The sequence below is a fragment of the Campylobacter jejuni genome (genome assembly GCF_001457695.1).
Taxonomy (GTDB): Bacteria; Campylobacterota; Campylobacteria; order Campylobacterales; family Campylobacteraceae; genus Campylobacter_D; species Campylobacter_D jejuni.
The window spans coordinates 1235978-1257461 of sequence record NZ_LN831025.1 but is presented as its reverse complement, the minus strand read 5'-3'; the positions used below and the strand labels follow the sequence as shown (position 1 = coordinate 1257461).

Here is a 21484-nt window from a genome sequence, read left to right as displayed (position 1 = left end):
GTAAAAAATGTTTAATGGACTCATAAGAGAAATTGCTAAAGTTCAATCTTATCAAAACAATACTTTAAGCTTAAAAGCAAAATATCGCCCAAATCTTGGCGATAGCATAGCCGTAAATGGAGCTTGTTTAAGTGTAACAAAACTTTATGAAGGGGGTTTTGAAGTGGAGCTTTCTCGTGAAAGTCGCACTCATATAGTTATAGAGAATTTAAAAGATAAAGTTCATATAGAACCTGCTTTAAGATATGGCGATAGAATTGATGGACATCTTATGCAAGGGCATATTGATTTTATTGGCATACTTGAAAAGATTCAAAAAGATGAAAATGGAGTGGATTTTTATATATCTTTACCTAAAGAAGCTATGAAATTTATGGCAGAAAAAGGAAGTATAGGCGTTGATGGGGTAAGTCTTACTATCAATGAAATTTTAAAAAATGGTATTAGGCTTACTATTATTCCTATTACTTTTAAAGAAACGCTTTTTAAAGACTATCAAGTAGGTAGAAAAATCAACATAGAAAGTGATTTGCTTGCTCGTTATATTTATGCACAATTACAAGGTAAAAACAAAGGATTATCATGGGAAGAAGTCGAAAGAATTTCTTATCTTTATTAGAAAATGATAAAGTCGGTATTTTTTGTGCTTTTGATAAGGATTATAATGTTTTTAGAGCTAAAATTCATAATGAGAATTTATTTTCTCATTTAGGTTTTAAAGATATTGAAAAATGTGTTTTTATGGATCAAATTCATTCTCATAAAGTTATCATTTATGAAAAAAATTTAAAAAATCTCAGTTGTGATGGACTTATAAGCAAGGAAAAAAATATCGCTCTTTGTGTTTTAAGTGCGGATTGTCTGCCTTTGATTTTATATCATGAAAGTGGTATTATAGCAGCTTTGCATTCAGGTAGAAAAGGAAGCTTTGAAAATATCCTAAAAGAATGCGTTGATCAAATTACTATGCAAAATTCACATTTAGATAAGAATAAATTTCATCTTTTTATCCTGCCTGGAATTTGTGCTAAAAATTATGAAATAGATGGAGAAATTTTAGAATTTGCTAAAAAAGAATTTAAAGAATTTGTTCAAGATGATAAACTTGATTTAAAAGCTTTAGTAAAATTTCAAGCGCAAAATTTAGGCATTGAAAATATTAAAGATTGTGGAATTTGTAGCTTTGATGATGAGAGTTTTTTTTCTTATCGTCGTGATAAAACGACTAAGCGTTTTGTGAGTGTGGTTTATTTAAAGGATTAAAATGTATGAAAGAAAAGATTTAAGGGTGTTAAAAATCATTCAAAAAGCTAGAGAATTTGGCGATGGAGATTTGTTAAATGAAGCTTTGGTAAAACAATTGATTGATGCAGATTTTTGTGAAATTAATGAAAAAGAAAAAGAAGAGCTTGCAACTCTTCTAAATTCTTTAATCAATGCAAAAGATAAAGCGTTGTTGAGTAATTAAAATTCTATATAGTTTTCAAAATCTTCTTCTTTTGGAGGATTAGGTTGATTCGAGGCTAGGGCTTCTTTAACAACCTGCTCGTATCCAGCTATGATATGTTTAAAATTCTCTTTCGCTTTTCCACTAAGTTCTGATTTGGCGATTTTTACAACAGATGCAGGATTTATAGCTTTATTATTTAAATATACTCCAAAATGCAAATGAGGACCTGTGCTCATACCTGTTGAACCAACATATGCAATTACTTGTCCTTGATTTACCTTTTGTCCGTTTTTAATTTTTGCAAAACGACTAAGATGAGCATATAAAGTCATATAACCTGAGTCATGCTTGATTTGAATTACATTTCCATAACCACCTTTTGTGCCTATAAAGGTTACTACTCCTTTGCCAGCACTTTTCACAGGAGTTCCAGTAGGTGCAGCATAGTCTATACCAAGATGAGCACGATAGCGTTTTAATATAGGATGATATCTTGCTGTTGTAAAAGGAGAGGAAATTCTAGTGTAGTTCACAGGTTTTGTAAGTAAAAAAGATTCTAATTCCTTACCATCGCGATCATAGAATATATCATTATAAGAAAAGACTTCTCTAGCGCTTTTATTGATTTCTACCATTGCCATTTTTATATTTATATCACCCCAAAGTTTACCCATGCGTCTTTTTTGTTCATAATATAGGGTTACTTCATCACCTTTTTGGATATTGCGAAAATTTATACTTCCTCGAAAAGCACGAACCATAGCACGAGCTAAAGTACTGCTACCACTTTCTTCATAGACATCTTGATAAGCAGAGCTTTTAATGGTTAAATGTAAAATTCTATCTTCTTTTTGATAAGATACAGGAGTAAAAGTAAGAGTGTATTGTCCATCTTTATCTTTATAGATATGAATTTGTAAATCATCACTAATTGGAATTAAAACTTGTTCTATGTTGTTGTTTTCATCTTTTAAAACTTGATATTTTATTTTATAGGCTATATCAGAAGCAAGTTCTTGATCTTCTTTATCAAGTCCATAATAAAGCGACATAGGTATGGAATTTCTTTGTAAGAATTTAAGCAAGGTATCTCCATTATCCCAAGTTAGCTCTTCAACACTTAAAGCTGCAAAACTTTGAACAACAAAAATAAATAAAAGCAATAATTTTTTCATGAGATGACCTTAATTTTTAAAAGAATTTTGAAATTTGAAAGCTATATTTTACTTTATTTTTCTTACAATTGCTTAACAAAAAAGGATTATAATTCTATAAATTTTTATTTAAGGAGCAAATTTGTTTAAAACTATAGTGTGTTTTTTAGCTTTAAACCTTAGCCTCTTTGCGGTTGGATTTGATTTAAAACCTATAAAAAGTGAACTTGTAAAAGTTGATGATATTTATGGTTATATTAAAGATAGTGATGATATAAAACTTTATTCAAGTGGCGTAGTAGTACAACATTTTAGCAATTCGCAAAGTATCATCGCTAGAGCAAGTGTTATAGATAAAAAAAATGGTTTGGCAAAATTAGAATTTAGCATTTTCTCAGCTCTTAAGCAAGATGCTTTGCCTTTGCCAAATGTTTTACCTAAAGTAGGTGATGAGGTTGTTTTAAATTTTCTTTATGATAGAGGATTGGTAATTGCTCCTGATGAACAAACTTATAATGAACTTGTTAGAGAATTTCCGCAGATATATTTTACCCATATTGACATTTTTGGAGCACAATTAATTAGAACGGCCACTCTTTCTCCTAAGCGTTCAGATTTCAGGCAATTTTGTGATGATAATGCGGTTGGCATTTTGGTTGTGGCTTTGGAAAATCAAGCAGAAGTTGTAGATTGTCAAGATTTTAATAAGCTTTATGAAGTGCCTATAAGCAAGCCAACTAGCGTTCAGGTTCCTTTTTATTCTCGTATAGGTGGATATAAAAGTAATTTTTTTGATTTTAACTCTCAAGAAATAGGAAATTATTATAGATATTATGATGCTTTGATTAATTTTCCTAAGGTGCAATAAACATGAAAAAAGAATTTGAACAATATTTTAAACGATTTTTAGGAGAAGAAAACGCTTATTTTGATGAAATTCACAAAAGAGCTTATAGCTATGATGCGACAAAAAAACATTATTTACCCGATGGGGTTCTTTTTCCAAGAAATGAAGAAGATATTGCTCGAATTTTAAAATTTTGTAATGAAAATAATATCATAGTCATACCGCGAGGCTCAGGATCTGGTTTTACAGGAGGAGCTTTAGCTGTTAATGGCGGGGTGGTGCTTGCTTTTGAAAAGCATATGAATAAAATTTTAGAAATTGATCTTGAAAATTTAGTGGCTGTTGTGCAACCTGGGGTTATTAATATACATTTACAAAAAGAAGTAGCCAAATACGGACTTTTTTATCCACCTGATCCTGCTAGCATGGAGTATTCTAGCTTAGGGGGTAATGTAAGCGAAAATGCTGGGGGAATGAGAGCTGCAAAATATGGCATTACAAAAGATTATGTGATGGCTTTAAGGGCTGTTTTGCCTAGCGGAGAAATCATTCGTGCAGGAAAACGCACTATTAAAGATGTGGCAGGTTATAATTTGGCAGGAATTTTAATCGCTAGTGAAGGTTCTTTAGCAGTTTTAAGTGAGCTTACTTTAAAATTAATACCTTTACCTAAATTCAAAAAAACTGCTTTTGCTATTTTTCCAAGTGTAAAAAGTGCTATGAATGCGGTTTATAAAAGCCTTGCTAGCGGTGTAAGTCCTGTATCTATGGAATTTTTAGACAATCTTAGCATTAGAGCGGTTGAGAGCAAATTTAATAAAGGTTTGCCTATAGAAGCTGGAGCTATTTTGATTGCTGATGTGGATGGTAATGTTAAAGAGGCTATTGATGAGGATTTAAGAAATTTAGAACATTATTTTTTAGAAGCTGGAGCTAGTGAATTTAAAATAGCAAAAGATGAACAAGAAACCGCAGATATTTGGTTTGCTAGAAGAAATTGTTCTCAAAGCATTGCTATGTATGGAACTTTAAAACTTAATGAAGATATTACAGTTCCGCGTTCTAAACTACCTACTTTGCTTGAAGGTATAGATGAGATTTCTAAAAAATATGGTTTTAAAATTCCTTGTTTTGGGCATACAGGGGATGGAAATGTGCATACTAATGTTATGGTTCCTGATAAAAATGATAAAGAGCAGGTGAAAAAAGGCTATGAAGCTGTGGAAGAGATTTTTAAATTAACAGTGAAACTTGGAGGAACTTTAAGCGGAGAGCATGGTATCGGACTCTCTAAGGCACCTTTTATGAATTTAGCTTTTTCTGAAGCCGAAATGAATTTAATGAGAAATGTTAAAAAAGCTTTTGATCCAAATAATATACTAAATCCTTTTAAAATGGGACTTTAGAAGGTGAAAAATTTTTTTACTATTTTACTAAATTTGCGTGATAAGGAAATTTTAAATTATGCAGCAGCGCTTAGTTTTTATACTGTATTATCTTTAATACCTATTTTATTTGTATGTTTTTCTGTTTTTACGCAAATTTCCAGTTTTAAAGCTTATTATGAAAAAGCAAAGCAAGTAATTTTTGCTTTTTTAATACCAACGCAACAAGATGTTGTTGCTACTTACATCGATACTTTTTTAAAAAATAGTGTAAATTTGGGTATTGTAGGTCTTATTGCTATGGCATTTACTTCTTTAGCTTTTTTTTCAGGCTATGATTTTGTAATCAATCGTATTACTAAAAATGAACCTAAAGGACTTTGGCAAAGTATTAGTTCTTATTGGACCCTTTTGACTCTTGTTCCTTTGGGACTTGGGCTTAGTTTTTATATTTCAGGTTTTATCCAACAAACTTTAGATGATTATAAAATAGGGTTTAATTTTTTTGAAATTTTACCCTTTGTAATTATTTGGGGTTTATTTTTTATATCTTATTCAAGTTCTGTTCATAGGGGAACTCTTAAAAGTTTAGCTTTAGTATCTTTTGGAGCGGGTGCTATTTGGTATATAGGAAAAAATTTATTTGTATATTATGTGGTATATAATAAAACATACGCTAGTGTTTATGGATCTTTTTCTACTATTTTATTCTTTTTTATTTGGATTTATATTTCTTGGATTATTTATCTTTTTGGGCTTAAACTCTATTATTTTCTAAATCACAACCATAATGAAGGGAATAAAATTCGCAAAAATACAAAGAAAAGCTAGATATTTAAATCGCACAGAGATTAAAGAAGCAATAAGATAACTTATAAAAATCCAAAATGGGATATGGATATTAGTTCCATAAATTTTAAATTTAAAAAATTCATCTAAGATAAAATTGAGCAAATCTCCATAGTTTATAAGATGCAAAAATAATACTAAAGGATAAAATATTACAAAAATTCCACTCAAAATAATACCTAAAATTTGTTGGTAGCTTATAAGTGGAAAAAAATAAAGCACAGGTAAAACCATAGCAAAAAAAGTCCAAATATTAAGCAAAATAATATTTATAAGATTATTAAATTTATTTGCAAAATGATGCATATATAAAAAAATATAAAAAACACCTAAAATAGAAAATAAAAATCCAATACTAAATAAAAGTCTAGGGTAAAGAGAAATGCATAATAAAATACTACAAAAAAGCGTAAAGAAATTAATAATTTTTATATTTTTACACAATAGATAAAAAACCCAAAAAGCCATAATCAAGGAGCGCACAAAAGAAGGGACAAATCCTATTAAACAAGCATAAGCTAAAAGCAGTGTAAAAATTAAAATACTTAAATCTAAACGTAAATTTCTATAAGGAAAATATCTTTTTTGGAAAAAACTATAAATTGGAGCTAAAATAAAGAAAATTAAACTAAAAAGCAAGCCTATGTGATAACCGCTAATTGCTATAAGGTGTGCTATGCCATAGTAATTTACATCGTTTCTAAGCTCTAAAGATATGGGCAGTGCAAAAAATAAAGCACCATAAAATTCTTTAATTTTTTCATTTGTATGTTGATTTAAGAAGTAAGATATAATGGGATTGTATTCTTTTTCTTTTAATTTTTCAAAATCATAAGAAGGTGCATAAAAACTTTTGCTCAGATAGTCTCTAAAGTTAATATTATGGGTGATAATTCTAAGGCTTAAAAGTTGATTCTTGCTTAAATTTAAATCCTTAAAACTTGTAGTATAAAAAGTGAAGTTTTCAGTTTGTAGCTTTAAAACCCAATATTTTTTATTTTTTTTATTATATTTTATATATTGGTGCGTTAATAGAGCGTTATTTATAAAGTAATGTTTTTGGTTTTTAAAGTTTAAAAAATTATTATATTCTAAAAGGATATTAAAAATAAAAATAATAACAACAGATAAAAATAAATAATGAAATTCTTTAAAAGAGTAAAAAAAAGAATTCCATAGAGACATTATTTTTTGGAAAATTTACTTAAATAAAGCCAAATTATTCCAGCTAAAAATAATAAAAATAAAGGAGCGGCATAAGGATATAAACTCAGTTTATCAAAAATTGCTTCAATAACATATCCAAAAGTATAAGCAGCAAAACCTAGAACAATAGCCCATGCCAAACTAGCTAGAGTATTGATAATAAAAAATTTAATAAAATTATATTTTGCCATACCTGCAGCTATAGGAATGAAAGTTTTTAAACCATAAATAAATTTTTGAGTTACAAGTAAAATAATTCCGTGTTGTTTTGTTTTCATCATAGCAAGGGCTAGCTTGCGTCGGTGTTTTTTAAAATAAGGCATAATATCTTTTTTATAATATTTCCCAAGTATAAAAAGCAAAGTTGAACCTATGGTATTAGCAATAAAAGCAAGAGTAATGCAAAAACTAAGATCCATTTTTCCTTGAGAACTTAAAACTCCTGCAGCTAAAATTCCAACCATTCCGCCCCCTAAAGAGTAAAAGAATAAAACAATATAACCATATTTTATTAAAGTATCAATCATATCTTGCATGATAAACCTTATTTAGCGTATTCTACAGCTCTAAGTTCACGTATAACATTGACTTTAATTTCACCAGGATATTGCATTTTTTCTTGAATTTCAGCTGCTATTTCTTTAGCCAAAAGTACACTTTCATCATCATTAACAAGCTGAGCATTGGCTATGACGCGAATTTCTCTTCCGGCATTGATTGCATAGGCATTTTTAATTCCTTCTTTACTTTTAGCGATATCTTCTAGCTCACTGACTCTTTTTAAGAAAGCTTCTAATACTTCTCTTCTAGCTCCAGGTCGTGCAGCACTTAAAGTATCTGCTGCACAAACAGCTGCTGATTCTATGCTTGTAGCTTCTTCGTGTCCATGATGTGCGTAAATAGCATTGATTACTACAGGATGCTCTTTATAGCGTTTGCAAAGTTCTGCGCCTAAATCCACATGAGATCCTTCAAAATCATGGGTTAATGCTTTTCCTATATCATGTAAAATTCCCGCACGACGTGCTAAATTCTCATCCCCACCACACTCAGCAGCAATGATTCCTGCAAGGTGAGCCACTTCCAAAGAATGTGCTAAAGCGTTTTGTCCATAGCTTGCTCGGTATTTGAGTTTTCCTATGAGTTTTACAATTTCAGGGTGTATTTTATTTAAACCTAGATCCATAACTATGGTTTCGCCTTCTTCTAGAATGGCACTATCAAATTCTTTGCACACTTTTTCGTGAATTTCTTCTATGCGCGCGGGTTGAATTCTGCCATCTTCAACTAAAAGTTCTATAACTTTTGTAGCAATAGCACGGCGATAAAGATTAAAACAACTTACTATAATAGCACCTGGTGTATCATCGATGATAATATCAACACCTAAAACCATTTCTAAGGTTTTAACATTGCGCCCTTCTTTACCAATGATACGTCCTTTAAGTTCATCGTTTTTAATGTTAATAACATTGATAAGTCTTTCAGCTGCAAATTCACCTGCAAAACGAGAAGTAGCTTGAGCAATGATGAAGTTAGCTTTTCTTTTGGCTTCATTTTTTGCTTCTTCTTCATATTTTCTTACTATATGTGCAATTTGCTCGCGAGAATTTTCTTCTACTTTTTTAAGAATGATTTCTTTGGCTTCATTTTGCGTAAGTCCTGTAGAATGTTCTAAAATTTTTAAAACATCGTCAAGTTTTTCTTGATATTTATTTTTTAATTTATCAACATCAGATTGTAAGTCTTGAATGTGTTTTTGTGACTTGCAAAGGTATTCTTTATCTTCTTTTAGTTTTTCTTCTTCTTGCTGAAGTTTTTGTTCTTTTTTAGAAAGATCATCAAATTTTTGATTAAAATCTTTTTGAATTTTGTGAGTTTTTTCTTCGTATTTTTTTTTAACTTCTAATTCTGCATTAAGAATTGAATTTTTTGCATCTTTTAAAATAAGCTCCGCTTCGTATTCTATAGCTTTGGCTTTAGCTTTGGCTTGTTCTACGAAAATTTCATATTTGGCATCATTGATTTTTTTTGCAACTAAATATCCTATACCGAGTCCGACTATAGCGGCTATAAGTGCGATAAGTGATTCTATCATTTTTTCTTTCTTTCTTGTAATATTTTTTATAAGGGTTTATGTATAATTTTCCTGAAATATCATGCTTTTGTGTTAGATTATTTTGACTTAAAGCATCTATACTTTGGACAAATATTATATGAGGCTTGTAATTTAAATTTTCAAAAAATCTATCATAAAAACCTTGCCCATGTCCTATTCTTTTTAAATTTTTATCGACGCCAATTACAGGCACAATAGCTAAATCAATTTTTGCTTTAAAAAAAGAATCTATAGGCTCTAAAACCCCAAACCTTTTTTTAATAAAAGGCAATCTTAATTTTACAATTTTTAAACTTTTATCTTGCATAAATGGAACAAAAAGTTTGTAATTTTTATTTAGAATATGGCGAAATTTTATTAAGTTTGGTTCATAATGCAAAGGAATAAAAATTAAAATATTTTTAGCTTTAAATAGCTTTATTATTTTAAGACATTCTTTAAATATTTTATAATCTTGTTTGAAATTTAGTTTTGAATGTTTGAAAAGGCGTATTTTTTGCAATGCCCTAAAATCTGTTTTTTCCATTAATATGCCTTTAAAAAAATATTATCTTATGTATGTTATAATTTTAGCATTTTTATAAAGAAGAATAAAGGATTGATAAATAATGAAGATTAAAAAAATACTTTTACTAGTGGCAATATCTTGTTTGTTTGTTGCTTGTAGCAATGATAAAGAAAAGCAGCAAAATGATGTAAATTTAAGCACCGAGGCAAGTATCAATCAAAGTGATGATATGAATTTTAAACTTAATTTGATTGATGGAGGATCAATTTCAGTTAAAAAAGAAAATGTCGTTTTAAATTTCAACGATGAAGATAAGGCAACTTTGTTTGTATTTTTTACCACTTGGTGTACCCCTTGCATTGCTGAAATCCCTCATCTTAATAAATTACAAGAAAAGTATAATAATGATTTTAATATAGTTGGGGTTTTATTAGAAGATAAATCTAACGATGAGATTCAAAAATTTATAGAACAGCATAAAATATCTTATAAAGTCGCTAATGGTGAAAATAACTATCTTTTAGCTAAAGCTTTAGGTGGGGTAAATGGAATTCCTACCATGTTTCTTTACAATAAGCATTCTAAATTGATTAATCAGTATTTAGGGCTTATTCCTGAAGAAATGCTAGAAATCGATATACAAAAGGCTATACTTTAATGTTTAATTTTTTTAAAAAAGGACTTGCAAAAACTCTTGAAAATATTGTTGGGATTAAAGGAGAGAATAAAAAGATAACCAAAGATTTGCTTGAAGAAATTTTGCTTGAAGCAGATGTAAGTTATGAAATAGTTGAAGAGATAATTTATTATTTACCACCTCAAAATGAAGTAAAAAAAGAAGATTTAAAGCGTGTTATGGGTTCTTATTTTCTTTATGAAAAAAAAGAAACCAATCAAGAAAAACCTTTTGTAGAGCTTATTTTAGGAGTAAATGGAGCAGGAAAAACAACAAGTATTGCCAAACTTGCTTATTTATATAAAAACCAAAATCAAAAAGTGATTTTAGGAGCGTGTGATACTTTTAGAGCAGGTGCGATTGAACAATTAAAACTTTGGGCGCAAAAAGTGGATGTAGATATAGTTTTAACTGCACAAGGGCATGATCCTTCAGCGGTTGCTTTTGATACTATCTCTAAAGCAAAAGCAAAGGATTTTGATAGAGTTATTATCGATACAGCAGGGCGTTTGCAAAATCAAAAAAATTTAGCCCATGAGCTTGAAAAAATTGTGAGAATTTCAAACAAAGCTTTAGAAGGTGCACCCCATAGAAAAATTTTAGTTTTAGATGGAACACAGGGAAATGCTGGAATTTTACAAGCTAAAGCTTTTAATGAGCTTGTAAAACTTGATGGTGTGATTATTACAAAGCTTGATGGGACAGCTAAAGGGGGTGCACTTTTTAGTATAGCAAGAGAGCTTGAGCTTCCTATTTTTTATGTAGGCGTGGGTGAGCAAATGACGGATTTACAAGAATTTAATGCAAGTGCTTACTTAGATACTTTATTAGATCCTATTTTTGAATAATGGCAAAAAATAAAGCACTTTTTGAATGTCAAGCCTGTGGAAATCAACAAAGTAAATGGCTTGGAAAATGTCCTGATTGTGGAGCTTGGGATAGTTTTGTAGAATTAAAAGCTGAGCAGATTAAAGTTTTAAAAGAGCTTGCGCAAGTTAGTATGAAAACAAGTGAAGCTGTTTGTATTGAAGATGTGGAGTTAGAACATTTTACAAGATACAGCACAGATGATAATGAGCTTGATTTGGTTTTAGGTGGAGGACTTGTTGAAGGTTCTTTAGTGCTTATAGGTGGAAGTCCAGGTGTCGGAAAATCTACGCTTTTGTTAAAAATTGCTTCAAATTTAGCTAAACAGGGTAAAAAAGTCCTTTATGTAAGTGGCGAAGAAAGTAAAGCCCAGATTAAATTAAGAGCTGATCGTCTTGAGGCTAATACTCCGAATTTATTTTTACTTACTGAACTTTGCCTTGAAAATATTTTAGAAGAATTGCACAAAAAAGATTATAGCATTCTTATCGTTGATTCTATACAAACTCTATATTCAAATAAAATCACTTCAGCAGCAGGAAGCATCACTCAGGTGCGTGAGATTACTTTTGAACTTATGCGTGTTAGCAAGGCTTATAATATCAGTACTTTTATCATAGGGCATATTACTAAAGAAGGTGCTATAGCAGGGCCTAGGGTTCTTGAGCATATGGTAGATGTGGTGCTTTATTTTGAAGGAGATGCTACTAAAGAAATCAGACTTTTAAGAGGCTTTAAAAATCGTTTTGGTGGAACGAATGAAGTAGGTATTTTTGAGATGACTGCTAAGGGTTTGATCAGTGCAAAAGATTTGGCAAATCGTTTTTTTACTCGTGGAAAGGCTATTTCAGGAAGTGCTTTAGGTGTTGTGATGGAAGGATCTCGTGCCTTGGTTTTAGAAGTTCAAGCTTTAGTGTGTGAAAGTTCTTATCCAAAACGCAGCGCTACAGGATATGAAAAAAATCGCTTAGATATGCTTTTGGCTTTGCTTGAAAGAAAACTTGGAATTCCTTTAGGGCATTATGATGTATTTGTAAATATTAGCGGCGGAGTAAAAGTAAGTGAAACTGCTGCGGATTTGGCTGTGGTTGCTGCGATTATTTCAAGTTTTAAAAATCGCCCTTTGAGCAAAGATAGTATTTTTATAGGAGAGCTTAGTTTAAATGGAGAAATTAGAGAGGTTTTTAGCCTTGATACGCGTTTAAAAGAAGCTAAAATGCAAAAATTTAAAAATGCCATTATTCCTTCTAAGCCTTTGGAAGATATAGGGCTTAAGTGTTTTGTTGCCAAAGAACTTTCACAAGTTTTAGAATGGATGTAAATTTTCATTAAAATATAAGTAAGATTTTGCTAAAATTCCGAGTTTAGAATAAAATTTTTGAGGAAACCATGAAAGATTTATTTTTATTTAGCTCTTTGCTTGATGCAAGTCATACTTTTTCTTATTTTTTTCACATAGGTTTGGTAGCTTTAATTGCTGTTATAGTGGCTATGATGGCTACTCGTTCTATGCAACTTGTTCCACGCGGTATGCAAAATTTAGGCGAGGCTTTTTTAGAGGGAGTTTTATCTATGGGTAGAGATACCATGGGAAGTGAAAAAGGTGCAAGAAAATATCTTCCTTTGGTTGCAACTTTGGGGATTATAGTGTTTTTTAGTAATATTATAGGCATAATACCTGGTTTTCACTCTCCAACTGCAAGTTTAAATTTGACTTTGTCCTTGGCTATTATAGTTTTTGTATATTATCATTTTGAGGGTATTAGGGCACAAGGTTTTGTAAAGTATTTTGCTCATTTCATGGGACCTATTAAACTTTTAGCTCCTTTGATGTTTCCTATAGAGATAGTCTCTCATCTTTCTCGTGTGGTTTCTTTGTCCTTCCGTTTGTTTGGAAATATTAAAGGTGACGATTTATTTTTGATGGTAATTTTAGCTTTAGTTCCTTATATAGCTCCACTTCCTGCTTATGTGCTTTTAACTTTTATGGCATTTTTACAAGCTTTTATTTTTATGATTTTAACTTATGTATATTTAGCGGGTGCAACTGTTGTTGAGGAAGGTCATTGATCTATATTTTAGAATTTTTCAAAGGTGCATCTTTAGCTTTAATGCTTTTTGGTGCACTTTTCTTCTTTTTTAAATATAATTCTTTTTTCTATCTTTGCTTGGGTATTATACCAGGTTTGCTTTTATCTTTAATTTTTGTTTTACTTATAGAAAACCATAAGCTAAAAAATGAAAATAAGTTAAGATAAAAGCAAAAAATAGTTTATTTTCTAAGCATGAAGCTCTTCTTTAAGCAAATGCTTTACAGCTTCATAAATTTTAATAGCCGCTTTGGATTTATTCATAGTATAAAGATGAATTCCATCTACGCCACTTGTGATTAAATCGACAATTTGATCGCAAGCATAAGCGATACCTGCATCTTCTAAAGCCAAAGCATTATTTTCATATTTTTCTAAAATTTTAACAAATTTAGGAGGGATTTTAGCTCCGCAAAGTTGAGAAATTTTTAAAACCTGTCTTTTGTTAGTAATAGGCATAATACCTGCGTAAATAGGTATGTCAATACCTGCTAAAGCACAATTTTGTTTAAAAGTATAAAAATCTTCATTATCGTAAAAAAGTTGAGTAATGAGCTTGTCTGTTCCTGCATTTACCTTAGTTTTAAGATGGTGTATATCCTCGATGAAATTTTTAGATTCATTATGTTTTTCAGGATAGCATGCGGCATAAATTTCAAAGTATTCTTGTTTTTTTATAAAAGAAATTAAATCACTAGCATAAGAAAAATCTTTACTTTTTTCTAAATTTTCACATATATCGCCTCTTAGAGCAAGAATTTGATTAAGATTTTTTTCTTTGCATTTTTGAAGTATCTGAGTGATTTTTTCTTTACTAGAATGGATGCAAGGTAAATGTACTATGCTAGGAATTTGATATTCTTCCTGGATTAAGCTTGCAACTTCTAAAGTATTTTGTGAGTTAATAGAGCCTCCAGCTCCAAAGGTTACGCTGATAAAATTAGGGCTTAATTGCCCTAAATCATCTAAGATAGCATGAAGATTTTTGATATTTTCATCCTTTCTTGGTGGAAAAACTTCAAAAGAAAAACTACACATGAAAACTCCTTATAATTGTTCTCGTATTTTTTGCGTAGCCGTAACTAAATTTTTAAGAGAGGCTATAACTTCTTCATAGGCTCTTGTTTTAAGTCCGCAGTCTGGATTGATCCAAATTTGCTCCTTAGGTAATTTGTTTAAAATTTTTTCTATAGTTAAACTTAATTCTTCTACGCTTGGAACTCTAGGGCTATGTATATCATAAACTCCTGGTCCCACTTCAGTTTTAAAACGAATAGCTTTTAGGGTATCTAAAAGACTTAAGTTTGATCTTGAAGCTTCAAAAGAAATCACATCAGCATCCATAGCGTCAATTTCTTTTAAGATATCACTAAATTCACTATAACACATATGAGTGTGAATTTGAGTTTTAGCTTTTACCCCGCTATGCACAAGATTAAAAGCAGGAATAGCCCAATTTAAATACTCACTATGCCAATCACTTTTTCTTAAAGGCAGTTTTTCACGCAAAGCCGCTTCATCAATTTGTATGATTTTTATACCTGCATTTTCAAGATCTAATACTTCATCTCTTATAGCTAAGGCAATTTGCTCAGTGCTTTCTTTTAGACTAATGTCTTCTCTTGGAAAGGACCAATTAAGTATGGTTACAGGTCCAGTTAGCATACCTTTTACGATTTTTTGACTTAAACTTTGTGCAAATTTAGACCAAGCTAAGGTGATAGGCTTTGTGCGTGATACATCACCCCAAATCACAGGAGGTTTAACGCACCTTGTGCCATAGCTTTGCACCCAACCATTTTGAGTAAATAAAAAGCCCTTTAGATTCTCTCCAAAATACTCCACCATATCATTTCTTTCAAATTCTCCATGCACTAAAACATCAAGTCCTATTTCTTCTTGAATTTGTATGCATTCTTTGATTTTTTGTTGGTTAAATTCAGTGTAGTTTTGAGCTGAAATTTTTTCTTGCTTAAAGGCAAGGCGATTAGATCTTACATCGGCACTTTGAGGAAAGGAACCTATGGTTGTGGTTGGTAAAAGAGGGAGTTTTAAAAATTCTTTTTGGATTAAGGCGCGTTCTTTAAAACTAGGCGTTCTGGTAAAATCTTCTTTTTTTAAAGCCTTAAGCCTTGCTTTGACTTTTTCATCTAAACGCTCCGGGATATTTTTAAAAAGCTCTTGATTGGCTCTAAAGAGCGGATTTTCTTCGCTAGAATTTAAGATTTCTTTTAAATCTTTAAGTTCTTGAAGTTTTTCTTTAGCAAAGGCAAAAAGTTTAAGATAGTTTGAATCTAATTTGCTTTCAAATTCAGTGCTATAAGGCACATGCAAAAGCGAACAAGAGGTGTTTAAGACGATATTTTGTGTATATTTTTGAAGCTCTTTAACAAGCTTTAGACTTTTAGCATAATCATTAGCATAGATATTTTTGCCGTTAATAAGACCTGCAAAAAGGATTTTATCTTTAGCAAAGCCGTATTTTTGAACCAAGGCTAAGCTTTGTTTACCTTCGATAAAATCAAGACCCAAAGCATCAAATTTGCTTTCTAAAAGTTTAGGATAAATATCTCTTAAGTCTCCAAAATAGCTTTGAAGTAAAATTTTAAGATCTTTTTTGTGATTTAAAAGTTCTTGGTAAAATTCTTCAAACAAAGCGATATCTTCCTTGCTTAAATCATAAACCAAATAAGGCTCATCAAGTTCAAGCCATGTCACTTTAAGTTCATTTAGTTTATCAAAAAGCTCTATGTAAGCGTTTAAAAGCTTTTCTTTAGCGAGTTTTTGAGTTTTTTCATCTTTAAAGGCAATGAGTTTAAAAAGTGTGAAAATGCCTATTAAAACAGGCTTGCTTTCTATGCCAAGCTCTTTAGCTTCGAGATATTCTTTAAAAATTTTATCCCCTGTTAAAGCTATAATATCAGCATTATCGCACTCAGGCACCAAATAATGATAATTTGTATTGAACCATTTTTTCATTGCTAAGGCTGTAACATCTCCATTTTCTCCTTGATAACCTCGACTTTGAGCAAAGTATTCATCTAAAGCATCTAAATTTAAATTTTTATACTTTGTATGAACAATATTAAAAAGCACAGCTGCATCTAAGACATTATCATAAAGTGAAAAATCATTACTAGGGATAAAATCAATGCCAGCTTTTTGAATTTCTTGCCAGTGTCTAATCCTTAAATCCTTAGCACTTTTTAAAAGCTCCTCTTTTGAACTTTGGTTTTTAAAGTATTTTTCAATAGCAAATTTTAATTCTCTATTTGCACCTATTCTTGGGTAAGAAATGATTGAATTTTTCATATTTGTTCTCCTTAAAATGTAGGGATTAAAGCACCCTGATATTTTTCTTCTATAAATTTTTTAACTTCATCACTTTGCAAAGCCTTTACTAGGGCTTTGATTTTAGGAAGGTTTTCATTACCTTCTTTAACGGCGATGATATTGCCATATTCACTATATTTACTTTCTGTATAAAGCCCATCTTTTACAGGGTTTAAACCTGCTAAAATAGCAAAATTGCTATTAATAAGAGAATAATCTACATCATTTAAACTCCTTGTAAGTTGAGCGTCTTTTAACTCTACAAATTTAAGCTTCTTAGGATTTTTAGTGATATCTAAAGGAGTGATGAGCTCATTATCCTTAACTTCTATAAGTCCTTTGCTTGCTACAATGCGTAAAGCACGGCTTTCATTTGTAGGATTATTGGGTATAGAAATGCTTTGTCCTTCCTTGGGGTTAAATTTTTTATGTTTTTTAGAATACACCGCCATAGGTTCTATATGGATACTGGCAACTTTTACAAGATGGGTGCCTTGTCTTTGATTGAATTCTTTTAAATAGGGTTCATGCTGAAAATAATTAGCATCTAACTCACCATTTTCAACCATTACATTAGGGATTACTCCATCATTGAATTCATAAATTTTTAAATCATAACCTTGTTTTTGAAGTGCTGGTTTTATAAATCTTAAAATATCTGCATGAGGTGTTATAGAAGAACCAACTTTAAGTTCTTCATTTGCCCATGCAAAACCGGTAAAAAGAGTAGCGACGCAAAAAGCTTTAGTAAATAAAGTCATTTTTTCTCCTTTACGCAAAATTAAATTTTTCTATCAAGTCACTATGATAAATACTTGCCACATCAGGATGAGAGCGTATCATTCTTTTAAAATAATTACTTGCAACATTTCTTAAAAGTGGATTTTTAGGATCAGTATCCACACCTTTACTTTCTTTAGCAAGCTCTGGGTTTAATTTAAAAATGGGTATGTCTTTATCAAGCTGCACTCCAAGAAAATAAGCTATGCTAAAGCGTTCTTTTGGGCTTAAATTCACGCGGTGAATAGTAGCTTTTAAATAGCCATTGGTAGCTAGTTCTAAAAATTCTCCTATATTAACTACAACGCTATTTTCAAGTGGGGGTATACTAAGCCATTTACCATCTATAAAAGCTTCAAGTCCGCTTTGTTTTTCTTGAAAAACAAAAGTGATAAGCCCACCATCTTTATGTGAACCTACGCCTTGAGTGATATTTTTTGAGCTTTTTGGATAATGTATGATTTTACAATGTTCGTAAGAATTTTCTCCATAAAGTTTATCAAAAGCATTGTTGGGTAGATCAAGAGCTTGAGCGAAGGCTTTTAAAAGCTTTAAACAAGCTTTTTTGGTTTGTTTGTGCCAAGTTAAGAAAGTTTTTTTAAGTTCTGGAATTTCACTAGGCCAAAGATTAGGACCTTCTAGTCTTTGCCATAAGGGTGAGTTTAAATTCCAGTTTAAAGCATCTCTTTCTGTGCCTATATCCAGTTGTTCTCTATAATCCTTAGATCCTGCTGTGTATTCAAAACCTTCGCTAGTATAACCTCTAAATTGAGGAGAATGTACCATAGAAATAAGCTCTTTCGAACTTCTAGAAAGATTAAAAAATTCTTTGCCAAGTTTGAATAATTTCTCGTTTAAATTTTTATCTATACTGGTATTGATAAGATAAAAAAAACCTATTTTAGAAGCAATTTCTCTTAAATTTTTAAGAAAAGTGCTTTTATCTTTTTCATAAGCTTGTAAATCAAGTATAGGTAAGTTCATTTTTGCTCCTTAAATTAAAATTAAGGATAAGAAGATATTTTGAATTAAATTTTATTAGAGAAATTTTTGTAAGTTAAGATTTTAAATGAGTATTTTGAAAAAATAAACTTTTTTGACTTTCTTACACATTATATCTCCTTATCCACTTTTTGGACCTTTGGAAACATAATGTTAAGCCAAAGGACGCACTAGATACTACACATCTCGCACATCAGTTTCATTTTTTCTCCTTTTAAAATAATAAAATTTCAAAATCATATATAAAAATATATTAATTAAAGCTTAATCGTCTAAAAAATAAAGATTCTTTTTAAGCATTCTCGAGTTTTAATTCTTTGTTATTCATTATGCTAATACCTAGATTTAAAACCTTTTGGGCAATTTGTTTGGCTTCATCTAAAGAATGCATTGCACAAGTTCCGCATTGATAGATATTAAGTTCAGGAATTTTGCTTTGATCGCTTACGCTTAAAACATCTTTCATAGCTTCTTCCCAAGCTTTTGCAACACTTTTTTCATCTGGTGTTCCAATTAAACTCATATAAAAACCCGTACGACAGCCCATAGGTGAAATATCAATGATTTCAACCGAATCTGAATTAAGATGATCTCTCATAAATCCTGCAAATAAATGTTCTAAGGTATGTGTACCTTTTTCGCTCATAATGTCTTTATTTGGTACGCAAAAACGCAAATCAAATACACTAATATCATCACCCTTAGGTGTTTTCATAACTTTAGCTAAACGCACAGCGGGCGCTGGCATTTTGGTATGATCAACTTTAAAACTATCTAATAATGGCATTTTAACTCCTTAAATATAAATTGTCTAAGAATTATAGCATTTAAAGTTAATATTTAAAGCCTTTCTAAAAGAAAAAAAGATAAAATAAAACATTTAAAAATTCAAGGAAATTTTATGTTCGAAGTAGTTATAGGTCTTGAAGTTCATACTCAGTTAAATACAAAAACAAAAATCTTTTGCTCATGCGCAACTTCTTTTGGAGAAGCTCCAAATACTAATGTTTGTCCCACTTGTTTGGCCTTACCAGGAGCTTTGCCTGTTTTAAATGAAGAGGCTGTAAAAAAAGCTATAGCTTTTGGAAAAGCTGTCAATGCAGCAATTAATAAAAAAAGTGTTTTTAACCGTAAGAATTATTTTTATCCAGATTTACCTAAAGCCTATCAAATTTCACAATTTGATATCCCTATAGTAGAAAAGGGTGAGCTTTTTATCAATGTAAAGGGTGAAAATAAACGCATAGGTATTACAAGAGCACACTTAGAAGAAGATGCAGGTAAAAATATCCACGAAAATAATTTTTCTAAAGTGGACTTAAATCGTGCAGGAACTCCTTTGCTTGAGATTGTCAGTGAACCTGAGCTTAGAAGTAGTGATGAGGCAGTAGCTTATCTTAAAAAACTTCATTCTATTATACGCTTTTTAGACATTTCAGATGCAAATATGCAAGAAGGAAGTTTTAGATGCGATGCAAATGTTAGCATAAGACCTAAGGGTGATACAAAACTTTATACTAGGGTAGAGATTAAAAATCTTAATTCTTTTCGTTTTATCCAAAAAGCTATAGAATATGAGGTAAAAAGACAAAGTGAGGCTTGGGAAGATGGAACTTACGAACAAGAAGTAGTTCAAGAAACCAGACTTTTTGATACAACAAATTTAGTTACAAGAAGTATGCGTGGTAAAGAAGAAGCGGCTGAATATCGTTATTTTCCAGACCCTGACTTGCTTCCTGTTTTGTTAAAAGATGAGTTTTTGGATATTAAAATTCCTGAACTTCCTGATGAGAAGAAAGCACGCTTTATAGACGAGCTTGGTATAAAAGAAAGTGATGCTGAGGTTTTAATCAGTTCTTTAGAAATGAGTCGTTTTTTTGAAAGTCTTATTTCTCAAAATTTAAATCCTAAGCTTTGTGTAAATTGGTTAAATACTGAACTTATGGGACTTTTAAAAGGAGAATTGACTATAGAAAATTCTCCCGTAGATGCTCAAAAGCTTGGAGTTTTAATTAAACGTATAGAAGATGGCACCATCAGTGCAAAAGCGGCTAAAGATGTCCTAGCTTTTGTATTTGAAAATACTAGTGTGGAAATTGATGAAGCTATAGAAAAGCTAGGACTTAAGCAAGTAAGTGATGATTCAGCCATAGAAGCGGTGATTGAACAAATTTTAAATGCAAATGCCAATAAGGTTGCAGAGTATAAAAGTGGTAAAGACAAGCTTTTTGGATTTTTTGTGGGTCAAACAATGAAAGAAGGCAAAGGAGCTTTTAATCCTGCAAAAGTAAATGAAATTTTAAAAACAAAGCTTGGTTGATGCGTATAGCGGTTATTGGTGCGGGAAAATGGGGCAGTGCTTTACATCTAGCCTTAAAAGAAAATCACAATTGTTTTATCAGTTCTTTGCATCAGCGTGATTTAGAAGATTTTGTTAGCATAAAAGAAGCTTTAGAATGTGAATATCTTATTTTTGCTTTAAGTTCTCAAGGGATGCGTGCTTGGCTTAAAGAAAATTTCATCAACAAGGGACAAAAAATTTTAATTGCTTCAAAAGGCATAGAAGATCAAAGTTGTCAATTTTTAGATGAAATTTTTTTAGATTTTGTACCAAAAGAAAATTTTTGTGTTTTAAGCGGTCCTTCTTTTGCTGCTGAAGTAATGCAAAAACTTCCTACTGCTTTGATGATTAGCGGGATAAATCAAGAGCTTTGTAAAAAATTTGCAAGTTTTTTCCCTGATTTTATTAAAACTTATATTGATAATGATGTTCGTGGTGCTGAAATTTGTGGCGCTTATAAGAATGTTTTAGCAATTGCAAGTGGGATTGGTGATGGGTTAAAACTTGGTAATAATGCAAGAGCGGCACTGATTTCAAGAGGACTTATAGAAATGCACCGTTTTGGTAAATTTTTTGGTGCTAAAGAAGAAACTTTTTTAGGATTGAGTGGGGCAGGGGATTTGTTTTTAACTGCAACTAGTGTTTTATCAAGAAATTATAGAGTGGGTTTAAAACTGGCGCAAAATCAAAAATTAGATAGTATTTTAGCCGAACTTAATGAAGTAGCAGAAGGTGTAAAAACTGCTTATGCTATAGAAAAACTAGCAAAAATGAAAGGAATTTATACACCTATTGTAAATGAAGTAGTGGCAATTTTTAAGGGTAAAAGCGTGCAAGAAGCAACGCAGAATTTATTAAAGCAAAATGATTAAGGAAA

The 21484-nt window shown here is 30.9% G+C and carries 23 protein-coding genes; 13 read left to right on the top strand and 10 right to left on the bottom strand.

Features of this window, described 5'->3' with window-relative positions; genetic code table 11:
• Positions 1 to 7 precede the first annotated feature (7 nt).
• From AT682_RS06430 to AT682_RS06420, 3 genes are read left to right on the top strand one after another with little or no spacing between them, the layout of a single operon-like run.
• Positions 8 to 619 carry a riboflavin synthase gene (locus AT682_RS06430; protein ID WP_002882204.1) on the top strand — a complete coding sequence of 204 codons (612 nt, stop codon included), beginning with the start codon at positions 8 to 10 and terminating at the stop codon, positions 617 to 619.
• Positions 583 to 1263: a purine nucleoside phosphorylase YfiH/LACC1 family protein gene (locus AT682_RS06425; RefSeq protein ID WP_002882205.1), complete on the top strand. Its 681-nt coding sequence runs from the start codon at positions 583 to 585 to the stop codon at positions 1261 to 1263. The genes AT682_RS06430 and AT682_RS06425 overlap by 37 nt, the downstream gene beginning before the upstream one ends.
• 1 nt (position 1264) lies before the next feature.
• Positions 1265 to 1468, top strand: coding sequence for a hypothetical protein (locus AT682_RS06420; protein WP_002853612.1), 204 nt, complete (start codon positions 1265 to 1267; stop codon positions 1466 to 1468).
• Here the strand turns inward: AT682_RS06420 and pgp5 are convergent.
• Positions 1465 to 2625, bottom strand: coding sequence for a peptidoglycan metallopeptidase Pgp5 (gene pgp5, locus AT682_RS06415; protein WP_002882206.1), 1161 nt, complete (start codon positions 2623 to 2625; stop codon positions 1465 to 1467). The genes AT682_RS06420 and pgp5 overlap by 4 nt on opposite strands.
• Positions 2626 to 2746: 121 nt before the next feature.
• Between pgp5 and AT682_RS06410 the strand changes: the two genes are divergently transcribed.
• From AT682_RS06410 to rbn, 3 genes are read left to right on the top strand one after another with little or no spacing between them, the layout of a single operon-like run.
• Positions 2747 to 3472: a plasminogen-binding N-terminal domain-containing protein gene (locus AT682_RS06410; protein ID WP_002882208.1), complete on the top strand. Its 726-nt coding sequence runs from the start codon at positions 2747 to 2749 to the stop codon at positions 3470 to 3472.
• A 2-nt stretch (positions 3473 to 3474) separates the two neighbouring features.
• Positions 3475 to 4857, top strand: coding sequence for an FAD-linked oxidase C-terminal domain-containing protein (gene glcD / locus AT682_RS06405; RefSeq protein WP_002882209.1), 1383 nt, complete (start codon positions 3475 to 3477; stop codon positions 4855 to 4857).
• Positions 4858 to 4860: 3 nt separating this feature from the next.
• On the top strand, positions 4861 to 5667 hold the full coding sequence (gene rbn / locus AT682_RS06400) for a YihY/virulence factor BrkB family protein (RefSeq protein WP_002882210.1): 807 nt from the start codon (positions 4861 to 4863) through the stop codon (positions 5665 to 5667).
• On the opposite strand, the gene AT682_RS06395 is transcribed toward rbn, so the two are convergent.
• Genes AT682_RS06395 through AT682_RS06380 form a run of 4 tightly spaced genes read right to left on the bottom strand, consistent with a single transcriptional unit; the run spans position 5611 to position 9536 of the window.
• Complete coding sequence (locus tag AT682_RS06395; protein ID WP_002882211.1) at positions 5611 to 6870, bottom strand: ComEC/Rec2 family competence protein; 1260 nt, start codon at positions 6868 to 6870, stop codon at positions 5611 to 5613. The genes rbn and AT682_RS06395 overlap by 57 nt on opposite strands.
• Entirely contained in the window at positions 6870 to 7427 is a 558-nt protein-coding gene (locus tag AT682_RS06390; protein WP_002882212.1) for a DedA family protein, read from the bottom strand. The genes AT682_RS06395 and AT682_RS06390 overlap by 1 nt, the downstream gene beginning before the upstream one ends.
• Before the next feature lie 8 nt (positions 7428 to 7435).
• Positions 7436 to 8989 (bottom strand): ribonuclease Y, encoded by a 1554-nt coding sequence (gene rny / locus AT682_RS06385; protein WP_002853829.1) that lies wholly within the window; start codon positions 8987 to 8989, stop codon positions 7436 to 7438.
• Positions 8910 to 9536, bottom strand: coding sequence for a 5-formyltetrahydrofolate cyclo-ligase (locus AT682_RS06380; RefSeq protein ID WP_002860439.1), 627 nt, complete (start codon positions 9534 to 9536; stop codon positions 8910 to 8912). The genes rny and AT682_RS06380 overlap by 80 nt, the downstream gene beginning before the upstream one ends.
• An 82-nt stretch (positions 9537 to 9618) precedes the next feature.
• Here AT682_RS06380 and AT682_RS06375 point away from each other — a divergent pair, with 82 nt between their 5' ends.
• The 5 genes from AT682_RS06375 (at position 9619) to AT682_RS06355 (ending at position 13319) form a co-directional block, all read left to right on the top strand.
• A complete protein-coding gene (locus AT682_RS06375; RefSeq protein ID WP_002882214.1) occupies positions 9619 to 10176 on the top strand; it encodes a TlpA family protein disulfide reductase in 558 nt (185 codons plus the stop codon).
• Positions 10176 to 11042: a signal recognition particle-docking protein FtsY gene (ftsY, locus tag AT682_RS06370; RefSeq protein WP_002852840.1), complete on the top strand. Its 867-nt coding sequence runs from the start codon at positions 10176 to 10178 to the stop codon at positions 11040 to 11042. Before AT682_RS06375 ends, ftsY begins: the two co-directional genes overlap by 1 nt.
• Entirely contained in the window at positions 11042 to 12382 is a 1341-nt protein-coding gene (gene radA / locus AT682_RS06365) for a DNA repair protein RadA (protein ID WP_002868570.1), read from the top strand. The genes ftsY and radA overlap by 1 nt, the downstream gene beginning before the upstream one ends.
• Positions 12383 to 12450: 68 nt before the next feature.
• A complete protein-coding gene (gene atpB / locus AT682_RS06360) occupies positions 12451 to 13131 on the top strand; it encodes a F0F1 ATP synthase subunit A (RefSeq protein ID WP_002852750.1) in 681 nt (226 codons plus the stop codon).
• Positions 13128 to 13319, top strand: coding sequence for a membrane protein (locus AT682_RS06355; protein ID WP_002852856.1), 192 nt, complete (start codon positions 13128 to 13130; stop codon positions 13317 to 13319). The genes atpB and AT682_RS06355 overlap by 4 nt, the downstream gene beginning before the upstream one ends.
• Positions 13320 to 13340: 21 nt before the next feature.
• Here AT682_RS06355 and metF read toward each other — a convergent pair whose 3' ends face one another.
• From metF to luxS, 5 genes are all read right to left on the bottom strand, one after another.
• A complete protein-coding gene (metF, locus tag AT682_RS06350; protein ID WP_002859283.1) occupies positions 13341 to 14189 on the bottom strand; it encodes a methylenetetrahydrofolate reductase [NAD(P)H] in 849 nt (282 codons plus the stop codon).
• Between the two features lie 9 nt (positions 14190 to 14198).
• The gene (metE, locus tag AT682_RS06345) at positions 14199 to 16463 is read right to left on the bottom strand and encodes a 5-methyltetrahydropteroyltriglutamate--homocysteine S-methyltransferase (RefSeq protein ID WP_002882215.1); all 2265 of its coding nucleotides are present in this window, start codon (positions 16461 to 16463) and stop codon (positions 14199 to 14201) included.
• An 11-nt stretch (positions 16464 to 16474) separates the two neighbouring features.
• Positions 16475 to 17245 carry a MetQ/NlpA family ABC transporter substrate-binding protein gene (locus AT682_RS06340; protein WP_002882216.1) on the bottom strand — a complete coding sequence of 257 codons (771 nt, stop codon included), beginning with the start codon at positions 17243 to 17245 and terminating at the stop codon, positions 16475 to 16477.
• Positions 17246 to 17255: 10 nt separating this feature from the next.
• On the bottom strand, positions 17256 to 18248 hold the full coding sequence (locus AT682_RS06335; protein WP_002882217.1) for an isopenicillin N synthase family dioxygenase: 993 nt from the start codon (positions 18246 to 18248) through the stop codon (positions 17256 to 17258).
• A gap of 310 nt (positions 18249 to 18558) precedes the next feature.
• Complete coding sequence (luxS, locus tag AT682_RS06330) at positions 18559 to 19053, bottom strand: S-ribosylhomocysteine lyase (RefSeq protein ID WP_002855991.1); 495 nt, start codon at positions 19051 to 19053, stop codon at positions 18559 to 18561.
• A gap of 114 nt (positions 19054 to 19167) precedes the next feature.
• Between luxS and gatB the strand changes: the two genes are divergently transcribed.
• Positions 19168 to 20586 (top strand): Asp-tRNA(Asn)/Glu-tRNA(Gln) amidotransferase subunit GatB, encoded by a 1419-nt coding sequence (gene gatB / locus AT682_RS06325; RefSeq protein WP_002856133.1) that lies wholly within the window; start codon positions 19168 to 19170, stop codon positions 20584 to 20586.
• Positions 20583 to 21479 (top strand): NAD(P)H-dependent glycerol-3-phosphate dehydrogenase, encoded by an 897-nt coding sequence (gene gpsA, locus AT682_RS06320; RefSeq protein ID WP_079263844.1) that lies wholly within the window; start codon positions 20583 to 20585, stop codon positions 21477 to 21479. The genes gatB and gpsA overlap by 4 nt, the downstream gene beginning before the upstream one ends.
• Positions 21480 to 21484 lie beyond the last annotated feature (5 nt).